Annotated in this window: 9 protein-coding genes; 1 reads left to right on the top strand and 8 read right to left on the bottom strand. The window is 33.8% G+C overall.

All coding sequences use genetic code 11. The features are described from left to right. Window positions 1-3 precede the first annotated feature (3 nt). On the bottom strand, window positions 4-1,347 hold the full coding sequence (locus LKV13_RS02955; RefSeq protein ID WP_229089215.1) for an MATE family efflux transporter: 1,344 nt from the start codon (window positions 1,345-1,347) through the stop codon (window positions 4-6). Between the two features lie 190 nt (window positions 1,348-1,537). Further along, on the bottom strand, window positions 1,538-2,878 hold the full coding sequence (locus tag LKV13_RS02950; RefSeq protein ID WP_229089211.1) for an MATE family efflux transporter: 1,341 nt from the start codon (window positions 2,876-2,878) through the stop codon (window positions 1,538-1,540). Between the two features lie 112 nt (window positions 2,879-2,990). Between LKV13_RS02950 and LKV13_RS02945 the strand changes: the two genes are divergently transcribed. Next, a complete protein-coding gene (locus LKV13_RS02945) occupies window positions 2,991-3,782 on the top strand; it encodes a M15 family metallopeptidase (RefSeq protein ID WP_229089195.1) in 792 nt (263 codons plus the stop codon). A gap of 4 nt (window positions 3,783-3,786) precedes the next feature. Here LKV13_RS02945 and recG read toward each other — a convergent pair whose 3' ends face one another. The 6 genes from recG to pyrG all read right to left on the bottom strand — a co-directional run bounded on the left by recG (window position 3,787) and on the right by pyrG (window position 13,671). Continuing rightward, entirely contained in the window at window positions 3,787-5,847 is a 2,061-nt protein-coding gene (recG, locus tag LKV13_RS02940) for an ATP-dependent DNA helicase RecG (protein WP_229089190.1), read from the bottom strand. A gap of 8 nt (window positions 5,848-5,855) precedes the next feature. After that, window positions 5,856-6,425 (bottom strand): YggT family protein, encoded by a 570-nt coding sequence (locus LKV13_RS02935; protein WP_229089712.1) that lies wholly within the window; start codon window positions 6,423-6,425, stop codon window positions 5,856-5,858. Between the two features lie 14 nt (window positions 6,426-6,439). After that, complete coding sequence (gene dnaE, locus LKV13_RS02930; protein ID WP_229089186.1) at window positions 6,440-9,883, bottom strand: DNA polymerase III subunit alpha; 3,444 nt, start codon at window positions 9,881-9,883, stop codon at window positions 6,440-6,442. 109 nt (window positions 9,884-9,992) lie between these two features. Then, window positions 9,993-11,168 (bottom strand): methyl-accepting chemotaxis protein, encoded by a 1,176-nt coding sequence (locus LKV13_RS02925; RefSeq protein ID WP_229089179.1) that lies wholly within the window; start codon window positions 11,166-11,168, stop codon window positions 9,993-9,995. A 182-nt stretch (window positions 11,169-11,350) separates the two neighbouring features. Further along, entirely contained in the window at window positions 11,351-11,938 is a 588-nt protein-coding gene (locus LKV13_RS02920; protein ID WP_229089171.1) for a hypothetical protein, read from the bottom strand. Window positions 11,939-12,072: 134 nt separating this feature from the next. Continuing rightward, window positions 12,073-13,671, bottom strand: coding sequence for a glutamine hydrolyzing CTP synthase (gene pyrG / locus LKV13_RS02915; protein ID WP_229089166.1), 1,599 nt, complete (start codon window positions 13,669-13,671; stop codon window positions 12,073-12,075). Window positions 13,672-13,740: the final 69 nt, after the last annotated feature.

Raw genomic sequence — 13,740 nt, 5'->3', positions numbered from 1 at the left:
CAACTAGCCCGTTTTAACAGATTTAATCCACTTGGTGCTATAAAAATAAGGCAAAGAAATGCTGAGCTTAATTACATCCTCAAGAGATGGAACGAAAACAATAATTTCAAATGGAAACTGAGTATAATTCGCTAAAAAGTATGCGACAGGTATTGTGTAAATCAAAGTTACAGAACCTTCCATGATGGCACCAAAGTTTGGTGATGCACCCGCACGGAAAAATCCAAATAAATATTGAAACGCAAGTGATGTAAAAAAAGCCGAAATAGCATAATACCTGAGAATAACTCCCGTAAGATCTGCATACTCTAACTCATAAAAAACATAAGGTGAGATGAAAGATAGAGCTAATAATATAAAAGCTGTAAGAACAGCAAGAACAAAGCCTATTTTTTCCAAATAAACTGCAACAGCCATTATTTCCCTCTTATCATTGTGCATCTCATGACCCATTACAATATTGACAGAAAAACAAAACGCATTAATTACATTAAATCCCATAAAATAAGTAGAAAAAGTTATGCTATATGCAGCATATTTAGCAGTGTCAATTCTTGCAAAAATAGCAATTAAACCAAAATATCCCAAATACCAAACAAACTCATTTAAGAATATCGGAATAAAAAATTTAATTAACTGAGAAAATATTACAGGATTGATTTTCAAATTTTTAGCATTGAGGTAAAAATGAGAATTTTTGTTAAAAACGGTATACAAGAGGTAAAAAACAAGCTCAATACCACGAACCAATGTAGTTGCAATAGCAGCTCCCGTTACCCCCATGGCAAACTTAAAAATAAACAAGTAGTTAAATACTACATTTAAAATAACTGAAATGGTAGCAGTAATAACCTGAATCCTGGTAATCTTAACAACCTTTAGCGAATTTGCAATAATCCCCTTAACTACTGCAAATACAAAAGAATAAACAGCAACATCAAGATAAGATACCCCGTAAGAGATAGCCCTCGGATCATCGGACAATAATCCAAGGAAAAAATACGGATAAAAAAACGAAACAAATATAAACACAAAGGAAAACAATAGAAGAATTAAGATGCTAATAAAAAACGTATTTTTAAAATCTTCAGTATCTCCCCTAGCATATTGTCTTGTTGCCAATATGTTATATGCCCCCATCACCGCAAAGGCAATAGTAGTAAAGAGCTCAAAAAATTTATTAGCAAGAGAAACCCCAGCGACGGGATAATCTCCAAGATAAGATACCATAATATTGTCTGTAAATGAAATAACATTAAATAGGAAAAACTCAATAACCGTTGGGATTGCAATATTTAAAAGATCTCGATAAACCTCACTCCTTTTAGTTTTGTTTAACAAGTACATGACACCTCCTCAGCGCAAAAACAACAAACTTTAAGATCCTAAATACAGAAGTATTTAATTAAAACAAAACCACTACAACAACGCGAAAGGAATTCCTTTATTAAATAAAATCAAAATGAACCTGAAACCCGTACTGTTCATAAATACCCAATCACTGGTAATTATAATATATTTTTATAACACGAATCTGTTATTCATATTGAATTTCCCTTATCCAATCATCTTTAAAAAACTCTATTAAAATAAATATATTCTTAATAACCTCCTCAAGATTTACAATAAAAACTATCAACGGGAACTTAAACTCTGTAAAAAAAACCAAAAAATAGGCGACAGGTAATGTATAAAAAACTATTACTCCCACCTCAATATAAAAACAAACATTGGGTATTCCACTAGTTCTAAAGACACCAACAAGTACCTGTGATGTAAGCCCTTTAAAAACAACAATGCTAGCAAAGACGGAAATAAATACACCAACAAGCTCAGGAGAATCTAGATTGCCAAAAATAATAGGAGCAACTCTGGCCATTAAAAGAAGAATCAAGGCTACAAAAAATCCCGAAATAACTCCAATAACCGATAAAAAAATTCCAATCGACCTAACATGATCTTTATCATTCACCATCAAATGTCCAACAACAACACCAGTCGCAACTCCCATCCCATGCATTAAAACAAAACACAAGTCCAATATATTAGATGCAACTGCAAAAGATGAATATTCACTGCTTCCAAGTCGAGCATAAAAAGCATGTAAAATGGTTATACTTAAAACCCAGCCAACCTCATGTAACAGTACAGGAATAAGTATCCTTAAATTGGCTACTTTTACACCCTTTGAAACAAAAAAATCATTCAGCCTGAGGTGATAATAAGACTTTATGTTAAAGAAGTTGTAAAACAAATAAAACAGAAATTCAATAACTCTGGAAAGCAGGGTAGCATATGCTGCTCCACTTATTCCCATACCAAGAACAAAAATGAATGTGTAATTAAAAACAATGTTAATTAACACAACAATTGTGGTCACAATCAAGGGTATTCTTACATCCTTAGAACTCTTAAAACCCATCGCAGATAGGAAAGAATAAGTCATAAAGATGTAGGAAGAAGAGATAACTTTTAAGTACTCTATTCCAAAGTTTAAAGAATCCTTCTCCTCTATGAAGAAACTAATAATCTCTTTTGAAAAAATAAAAGACACAAAAAAGAAAATAATCCCAATGGTTGTGCCTATCATTAAGGCATACGCAAATGCTTGTCTTACATGACCAAACTTGCTCTTAGAAAATGCCTGAGAAGCATATGCGCTAAGGGTAGTACCAAGTCCAAATACTACAATAAAGAAAAGAAAATTTATTCTACTTGCAAGAGAAACCCCAGTCACCTGAGAAGATCCTAAATAAGCAATCATATAATTATCAAAAAACGTCACCAACTGAAACAAGAAGGACTCGAAGGCCGTAGGAATAGCCAATACAAACAGCTCTTTTAGCACAGAATTATAATTACCAAACTTCTTAAGCATATTCCACCTATTTTACCATTTTTATAAACAAAAAAATAACTTAAACTAAAACTCATACAGGCGACAATGTTAATATAACAACTAAAACAAAGTATATTATAATTGCACTTATATGAGTTTGTTATGTATTTTTTTGTTACTCTTGACACAAGGATTAAATTTACAAGCAAGTAGCATGTCAAACAAGGATCTAGCAAGCTTGCTTAATATTGTCCAAGATATGGAGTTAAATTATCGAAAACAAATTAAGACAAATCCCATTCAATTTCTAGAAGAAATAAAACCACTCCTTGTAGCGGAAAAGAATAGCCTTTTAATACATGTGAATAAAAAAATCCCAATTCCTAGGGGATACAGTCCACCCGACTTGGTCTATTTGAAAGATTTTAAAGAGCTGAAGGACATAGGGAAAAAAGGCTTACAATTAAGAAAAATATTAATAGACGATCTAATTAGCTTTGTAAAGAAAGCAAGGGAAAATGGGCTTACTATTAAAATAGTATCAGCTTACAGAACAGAAGAGTATCAAAGATTTTTATTTGAACATAATGTTCAAAACTATGGATTAAAGATCGCAGAAAAACAATCGGCTGTGCCCAATCATTCCCAACATCAATTAGGAACAGCCATTGATTTTATAAAAATAGACGATAATTTACTTGACACAAAACCCGGAAAGTGGATTTATGAGAATTCGTTAAAATATGGATTTTCTTTATCATACCCAAAGGGCTATGAAAAAGAAACCGGATACAAGTCAGAACCTTGGCATTACATGTATATTGGAAAACAAGCATGCCGTATTCAAGAAAAATATTTTAATAATCTGCAGCATAAATTTCTTAAATTTTGGAATGAACATAAAACAGAAATTTCAAATTTAATTAAAAAATATACAAGTTGAACACCTATTCTTTACCAACAGACTTTAAGTATGAAGACAAAAGCCTATCAAGCAACACAACATCTGACACATCATACAAAGATTTATTTAAAAAAAAGAAATTAAGTTCTTCCCTCATCAAGCTCATGATATCTTTATGTTCAGCAAAATCAGCCATCTTAAGCTTTAAATAACCGGTCTGCTCAAGTCCAAACAAATTGCCAGGACCTCTTAATTTAAGGTCTTCCTCTGCTATTTTAAACCCATCCACGTTCTCTTTTATGGTCTTAAGTCTAAACTTTCCTGCTTTTGTTAGAGGCTCTTTGTAAAGTAAAAATAAAAAAGATTTCAAGCTACCTCTACCAACACGCCCCCTTATTTGATGTAAAGTAGAAAGTCCAAAACGCTCAGCGTGCTCTATTACCATACAAGTTGCATTTGGACAATCAATACCTACTTCAATAACGCTTGTGGCAACTAAAATATCTACCTTCTTTGAGTAAAAATCATTCATGATATCTTCTTTAACACGTGCCTCAAGCTTGGAATGAATCATTTCAACAGAGTATTCGGTAAAAATATTCTTAAGCTCCAAGCACATACTGGTTGCATCTTTTAGATCAAACTTTTCAGAAGATGTTATTAATGGATAAACAAAATAAACTTGATGCCCTCTAGCAAGTTCATTCTTTAAAAACTCATAAACCTTTTCTTCATTGCCATGTCTGGCCAAATAAGTAGTAACAGGAACTCTACCTGAAGGACCTCTTTTAATTAAAGACACTTCAAGATCGCCAAATAGAGTTAAAGCTAGGCTTCTGGGTATAGGAGTTGCTGACATTAAAAGAACATCTACTTCTTCTCCTTTATTTTTAAGCTCTTCTCTCTGTTCAACACCAAATTTATGTTGTTCATCAATAATAACATAAGCTAATTTTTTAAATTCTGTCCCTTGAGAAAAAATAGCATGAGTGCCAACCACTAGGCTTGCCGTTCCATTTCTAATTTTCTCCAAAATATCTTCCCTGTCTCTCTTTTTCAATCCGCCCGTTAAAAGAACTATTGAAACACTAAAGTTGCTTAATATTTTTGCCAAATTATTATAATGCTGCCTTGCCAAAAGATCAGTCGGAACCATAAATGCCACTTGATATCCAGCCTCGATTAAAGGAATGCTTGAAAGAAAGGCAACAAGGGTTTTCCCACTTCCAACATCGCCCTGAAGTAATCTACTCATTGGTCTACTGCTTGCAAGATCACTAATTATCTCATCAATTGCAAATCTTTGATCCCTTGTAAGCTTAAACGGAAGAACTGAAACAATTCGATCAAGCAAATTTCTTGACAACTGTTTTCTATTTCTCTTAAAATCCCCAATATTTTTCCCTCTTGAAAAAAACTGGAGCAAGAAAACTTCCCTATAAATTAAAGTTTTCTTTGCCTTATCAAGCATTTCCAAAGAACTTGGGAAATGGATCTCATTTAAAGCCTCATGAAGTGTTAACAATGAATATTTCTTTATTAAAAATTCAGGAATGTCTGAATGCCCAAACTTCACAAAATAAATAATAGCTTCCTTTACGTAGGAAGATATCTTCCTAGAGGTAAGACCTTCACCAAGAGAATAAATCGGCATAATCTTTTTAAATCTCTCAGGATTGTAGCTAAAAGGTTCACTATCAAAATTAGAACAACTCCACATTTGACTATAGTCGCTGTAATTAAATTTAGAGTAAATATAAAATTTTTGACCTACTTTAAATACCCCTTCTAGAAATCCTCTATTAAACAGAAGGATTTCAAATATCTCGTCATTTTCACTTTGAGCAATGAGTTTTAAATTTTTTTTAAAATTACCTCCAAGATTTCTATGCTCTAAAACAGTAAAAATTGTCATAAGTTCACAATTTCTAACTTCCAAAGGATCAGGAAAAGTCTGTACATTTTGACGATCTTCATATTTTTTCGGGAAATATTCTATGAGCTCTTTAATATTCGTAACATGAAGACTATTTAACTTATCAATCCCCTTCTCGCCAAGCCCGTTTATGCCCTTCAAGTCATACTGGAATTCATGCAAAAACATCAAAATTCCTAAAAAGGCAAATAAGAGGCTAGAATACTAACAGCAAATATGGCTTGCTCAAAAATAATTATAAATGCCACAAGTAACGAGGGCGCTACCACTAGATTAAGAACATAAGACATATGCTTGTCTGTAACTATATTATTTATCTTAACAGATAAGGGAATTAACAACGAATCAACACTTCTCATGAAATCGGTGCCATCAAAGAGATGAAGAAGCAAAAAGACTAATCGCAAAAGAAAGAAAAAAATAAGAGCAAAGAAAATGCTTCTAAATATTCCCCAAACCTCAATAATGAACAATATAATAAATGTGGAAAGTTTATAATCACCATAAGACAACATTCTCTCAATTATCGTAAGAGTAATTAAAGCCGCAATTGGTGAAAAATCATGCATCCCGAGCCTGAAAAATTTAATTCTCCTAAAGATAGACAAAAATGGCTCTGTTGCATTATACACGAATCTAAAAAATGCATTAGTGTTAATTCCTGAGGACACAAGCCAACTGAGAATAATTCTAATTAAAATCAAAATTCTATAAATGTTTAAAAAGATAGTTAAAGTTTCCACCATCAAAATCAATCCTCCTAATCAAACCAAACATCCTCTACTATCTCATGACTCTTCAACTCATTAATCATAACTTCATCCGGCTTAAAATTTAAGATTGAACTCATTTTTAGCTTCAAATCTCTATCATTACTGCCCAGATGAAGATAAATCTGCACAAATCCAGTATTATTTTCAAACTCAAAGAGCCTATCCTTTAAGGAATAAAGGAGACCAGAATTACTTAATCTTTCATTAAAAAATTTAATATGAAGACTATTAATCCTATTAACAGACAGTTCTTCAATCCCTAACACTTTCTCAGCAATTATTGAAAATTTATCTCTACTAAAATTAAGCTTACCTACAACCCCAACCACACTACCTTCAATAAGCAAATGCTTGTACCTTTCATAGTTTTCAGCAAAAATCACAATTTCCATTACACCTTTAAAATCTTCAATAGCTCCAAAGGCCATCCTAGCATTACTCCTCTTGGTATGTATAACCTTTATTGAATTTAAAGCGCCAGCAAATTGGACAATGCTATTTTTTTTAACAGCAAGTTCCTCTAACACATTTAAGGTTGTAAAATTTTCTATTTCAACTTTATAGGGATCAAGAGGATGTCCAGATACATAAAAACCTAAAAGTTCCTTCTCAAATCTTAAAAGATCAGAATAAGAATATTCCTCAAATAAATCATAATGAAAAACCTCCTGAACAGCCTTATGAACTCCAAAAGATCCAAATAAACTACTCTGCCCCATTTTCTTATCAATCTTATCTTTAGACACAACCTCCAACAATCTATCAAGATTTTCAATAAGCGTTCTTCTGTTTTGGTCAAGACTATCAAAAAGGCCAGACTTTATTCCAGACTCAAGAAATTTTCTGTTTATAACCTTGTCATCCACCCTTCTGATAAAATCTTCAAAAGATTGATACCTGCCATTTTTATCTCTCTCAGCAACAACAAAATCAACCATAATCCCCCCAATGTTCTTAATTCCATTAAGACCATAAGATATGCTTGACTCTGTTACACGAAACTCTTTAAAAGATTGATTTACATCAGGTTTTAAAACATTGATCCCCATAGATTTTGCTTCTTCAATATAATACGAAAGCTTTTCACTATTATTAATCTCATTTGTTAAGTTGGCTGCCATAAAGCTTTCAGGGTAATTAGCCTTAAGATATGCTGTCTGATATGCTATTAAGGAATACGCAGCTGCATGCGATTTATTAAAACCATAGCCTGCAAAGGGTTTTAAAAGTTCAAATATATTACTTGCAATATCCTCACCATAGCCCTTAAGAAGTGCTCCTTTTAAAAAGTCGACCTTCATCTTATTCATTTCATCTTCTTTCTTCTTTCCCATTGCGCGCCTTAAAATATCTGCTTTTCCAAGAGAAAACCCCCCAATAATCCTTGCAACCTCCATTACCTGTTCCTGATAAACAATAACCCCGTAAGTTGGTTGTAGTACTTCCTTTAAATCTGGATGAGGATACTTAATCCTCCTAGCTCCCGTCTTGGCCGCAATAAATTGAGGTATAAACTGCATAGGACCCGGTCGATAAAGTGCATTTAAAGCTATTAAATCCTCAATACTGTCAGGCTTAGCCTCCCTTAAAACCTGTTGCATACCCTCCGACTCAAATTGAAAAACAGAAGCGCTACGCCCTTCAGAAAGCATACTAAAGGTCTTAGCATCACTGTCAGAAATAGTATCTATTTTAAAATCAGGATTAACAATCCTGATCAGATTCTCTGCGTTTTTTATCAAAGTTAACGTTTTAAGTCCAAGAAAGTCCATCTTCACAAGCCCACAATCTTCCAACAAATCCATTGTATACTGCGTAGAAACAGTATTTTGTTTATAATCTTTGTAAAGCGGTACATACTCTGTTAAAGGCGCTCTTGAAATCACAATACCTGCCGCATGAGTTGAAACATGCCTATTCATGCCCTCAAGAACAAGAGCTGCATCCATCATTTCCTTGTATAAAGGATTCTTATTAAAAAGTCCCTTTAAAGCCTTGTCTGCCAAGACCTCTTTTAAAGAAACCTTTGGTCCATCGGGTATAAGCTTGGTAAGCTCATTGGACTCAGCAAAGGGTATATCCAGCACCCTTCCAACATCTTTAACTACAGCCTTGGGTTTTAAGGTTCCAAATGTAATTATTTGAGCAACTCTGTCCTCCCCATATTTTCTTGTAACATACTTTATGACTTCGTCTCTGCGCTCAAAACAAAAGTCAATATCAAAATCAGGCATAGACACACGCTCAGGATTTAGGAATCTTTCAAAAAGAAGATTATATTTCAAAGGGTCAATATCTGTAATTCTTAAAGCATAAGCGACAATTGAACCCGCCCCAGACCCGCGTCCAGGCCCGACGGGGATATCGTTATCATGTGCAAACTTGATAAAATCCCAAACAATTAAAAAATAAGTCTCAAATCCCATCCTAATTATTGTTGATAGCTCGTACAAAGCACGCTCTTTAATACTCTTCGTTAGGCTTCCATATCTAAACTCTAGCCCTTCAATGGTTAAGCTCTCCAAATATTGACCTAACGTATTAAACCCATCAGGCACCCCATACTCAGGAAAAATAGGGCCCGGGAACGTTATCTCAAAATAATTACATTTTTCCGCAATTCTGACAGTATTCTCCAAAGCTTCTGGTAAATCTTTAAAAAGTTCACACATCTCTTCCTGAGACTTAAGATAAAACTCATTGGTCTCCATCTTGAGTCTATTAGAATCGCTTCTTTTAGCCCCTGTACCAATGCAAACAATAATATCCTGAGCAGTTGATTCCTCCTTATTCACATAATGAGAATCATTAGACACAGTCAGCGCAACATTAAGTTCCCTAGAAAAAGCAATCAATTTTTCATTAACAATGTCCTGCTGCCTAATCCCATGTCGCTGAAGTTCTAGATAAAAATCATCCCCAAAAACGCTTTTAAACCAAAGAATTTCATTCTTTGCATCTTCAAATCTATTTGCCATAATTAACTGAGGAATAATCCCACCAATACAAGCAGATGTACAAACAAGGCCTTCAGAATACTTCTCAATGTCACCCTTATCTATCCTGGGACGATAATAAAATCCCTCCAGATAAGAAATACTTGTAAGTTTTAATAAATTCCTATAGCCTATCTCATTTTTAGCAAGAAGAATTAAATGGTAAGAAGGCTTTCCTAAATCATCGTTCTTTCTTATATGCTTCGACATGCTAGACATATACGCCTCAATACCAATTATAGGTTTTATCCCCACCTTCCTTGCTTCTTTGTAAAACCTAACAGCACCAAAAAGATTGCCATGATCCGTTAATGCAATATGCGACATACCATGTTCTTTTGCCTTTGCAACGATACCCGTAACATGAGCAGCACCATCTAAAAGAGAATAATCCGAATGAACATGCAAATGAACAAATTTAGCCCTCAAACTCATACCCAACTCATTCCACAAAAATCTAACCTTTAATAGATTATACTCTAACCCGAAAAAACATCAACTAAATTACCCAACACATTCATGCAGGAACATTAAGGAAACCAAATTATATAAAAATATTAATGCCTCTGTTATCCAATTCAAATACTTTATTTTTAACATACTCAAGTTTCTTAATAATTTCCTCTGAGATACCCTCCGCTTGAGATAAAAATTCTCCCGCTTTCTTCAAATCATCATCGTCAAAATCATCTCTTGTAAATATCTTCAGTATATCAACGGCCAACTTATGCATATTTAAATAATAAGAATAAACATCCCCCCAAATTACCTTAATATCGGCATGTTTAGGCGAAAGTCCCTTATAAAATAACCCAAACCCATGCTTCATGGGTTCTGTTTGAATAGCCATACACCTCCTATTTTCTACAATCAGCTTTAAAACATCAATCCAGGACATCTGTTCTGAAACTATAAATTCCAACTCCTTCAAAAATTCGTCATTAGAATACATAAAAGTATCAGAACAAGACAAAGAATCACAGCTTCTTGTTAAGCAATAAATACTAGCTTCAATACTTTCAAGGTCATCAACCAATGTTGAAAACTGAACCTTCTGCTCAACAAAATGCTTAAACAAACTATTAAGGGAACCAAGTTCTTCAAGAAAACTTGAGAAAAATTTATCGATATCCAACTGTAGATCCCTAACATTCTCAGAAATTAAATCTCTGGAAACCGTCTCAATTTCCTTAACAGAAATCATATTCACAAGGCTCTTTGCTTGATCTGATAGACGCTTAATCTCATCAGCAACAACGGCAAAGCCCTTACCATACTCCTTTGCTCTAGCTGCTTCAAGCTTAGCATTAAGAGAAATCATATTGGTTGCCCCCAAAAAGCTATTTATTGTCTCCAAGCTTTCCTGAACACCCACAATAATAGCAGTAATCTTTTTCAACTTCTCCTTGCTGATATCCTCGATACTGCTAAAAACAAGACTCACCTGACTACGTGCTTCGTTAGTCATTTTAATAAGCACCTCAAACATTTCATCAAGATTATCAAAATTAGCAAAGATATTTTTGTATAAAAACCCCATACCAAGCACCACACTACTAACAGAAGCCTTAGTATGATAAAATCCCTTTACTAACTCTTTAACCGGAGCCTTGTACTCATATACATGAAGATCTTTCTTCTTGTCCGCAATACCTCCTGAAGAACCAGGCTCCTCAACTGAACTAGCTTTTTTTTTATTAAAAAACGAAAATTTTTGCATAAAAGAAATTCTACCGCAAAAACAATTTTTTCCTACAAATGCTAAAATAGCTCACCCCAACGATTTTTAAATAACACAGCAACCTCACAAGCTAGCCACACCGACCAACTCATGAAGCAATATCCATCCAAAACATATGATAATATTCTGCAAAAAACTTTATCCTCGTTAAGTAAGATATCTCAGTTATTCTTGGCTAAAGAATATTTGCCCTTAACTTTATTAAATTCAAACAAAACATCTTCATAGGAAAAAAACCGCATAAAAACACCAATGAAATCCTCTAGCTTCGCTTTCACTTCTGGTAAATAAAAATCGTTATCAAATCTAAAAATATCATCTGATTCTAACGTAATCAATTCCTCATTCTGCTTCAAGACAACTCTTTTTGGCTGCCAAAAAAGGACATTAACTTTATTGCCCTGAAGGAAAAATCTCTCAAGATCATAGTCAAGGTCACTCTGATCCGTTTTGGCTTCAACAACACCAATAATAACGCACCTTTCATAATCCAATCTCTTAATAAGAGCTGCGTCAGTCTGCACTATTTTCCCAGCAATATCAAGAGGAAGCTGTTCTTCAATTTCATATTTTTTATTAAACGGAAGATTTGCTATCTTCCTGAAAAGGTTAAGAAGTATGTATTTTGTACTCATCTCTTTATTGATCTGCCTCAAGCAGGGTATTTTCATTCTATATTTAAGCTCATCAAAAAAGTATTTGACTAATCTTTTCACTGCGATTGCCTTCTTGATATCTTCCTCTTTCACACTACCCCCTAATAAATATTCTCTGAAAACATATCCTACAGATTATATTAAATCTCTGCAATATATTAAAGGAATAAATGAGTATCATACTTACCCTAAATTGCAAGTACTTTACAATGAATTGTTAAAGATCATTAAAGACAAGCTTCAACTAATCCCAAAAAGAGCTTCGAAGGACTTTCCAACCTTGTAATAAGCTCAGGATGAAACTGACAGGCCACAAAAAACTTATTCTTTTGTATTTCCACTATTTTTACCATTTTAAAATCCTCAGAAAATCCAGAGACAATAAGTCCATTACTCCTAAACACATCAAGATAGTCATTATTGACTTCATATCTGTGTCTAAACCTTTCAATAATTTTATCCTTTCCATAAAGTTTAAAAGCTATCGTATCCTTTTCCAAAACCACAGGATAACCTCCAAGCCGCATCGTAGCTCCTTTATCTTTTAATGCTTTTTGTTCAGGCAACAGGTGAATAACAGGACTTCCTGTAAAATTACCCTCAAAATTTTCCTCAGTATCAGCATCAAGTATTCCACAAACATTCCTAGCAAATTCAATAACTGCAAGCTGCATGCCAAGACAAATACCAAGAAAAGGAATATTGTGTTCTCTTGCATATCTAATTGCAAGAATTTTACCATCATACCCCCTACTCCCAAAACCACCAGGAACCACAAGACCATCTACGCCTCTTAAAACTTCTTCATCAAAATTGGTACTATCAATTATAGTTGTTTTAATCAAAACATCTAAATTCGCAGATACATGAGTTAAAGATTCAAATATTGATGCATAAGAATCCCCAAGTTCGGCATATTTGCCACAAATAGCAATCTTGATTATTCTACTAGGAGATACAAGATTTCCCTTTATTACACCCACCAATCTATCAAGCTCTTCTATCTTAGGATTAATATTGATTTTAAACCTAGCCCCCAAAATTTCATGTAATCCCTGTTTATAAAAAGAGAGAGGAATTTCATAGATAGTTGCAACATCTGTATTGTCAATAATAGAGGTAGTATCTACGTTACAAAACATAGCTATTTTTTGTCTTATTTGCTTTGTCAAAAGCTGAGAACTTCTTGCAATAATTAAATCTGGAAAAATTCCAGCTTTGTTAAGTGTCTTTACACTTTGTTGAGTAGGTTTAGATTTTTGCTCATTAATCCCCACAGGACTTGGCACATAAGTTAAATGAATGAAAGCAATACTATCGCTCCCAAGTTCATATCTTATTTGTCTCATAGCCTCAATAAACAAAATATTTTCCATATCTCCTACGGTGCCACCTATTTCGATAACTAAAAGTTCACTGCACTCCTCTTTGGCAATTGTAAAAATTGTATCCTTTATTTCATCAGTAACATGGGGAATAAGCTGTACAGTTCGCCCCAAATATTTGCCACGTCTCTCATTCTCAATAATATTTTTATATATTTTGCCCATCGTAATGTTCCAATTAGACCTAGCATTCAAATTCAAAAATCTCTCATAATGTCCAAAATCCATGTCAACCTCTCCGCCATCATCAAGAACAAAAACCTCTCCATGTTCAACAGGATTAATAGTGCCAGGATCCGTATTTAAATACCCATCACATTTAATTGGTGTTATCTTTAAATTGTCCCTAAACAACCTTGCAATACTTGCCGAGGTAACCCCCTTCCCTATACCAGAGATCACGCCCCCTGTTATCACTAAAATCTTTAGATTATTTTTCATTAAAACTCCCCCTAAAAAAATTAAAACGCTAAGTTCTCATGTAACACCTTGACGTAGCACATTTTTGAG

The organism is Candidatus Borrelia undatumii (assembly GCF_020882015.2).
Classification (GTDB): Bacteria; Spirochaetota; Spirochaetia; order Borreliales; family Borreliaceae; genus Borrelia.
The sequence above is the reverse complement of the archived record's forward strand: the minus strand, read 5'-3'. Positions and strand labels throughout refer to the sequence as shown.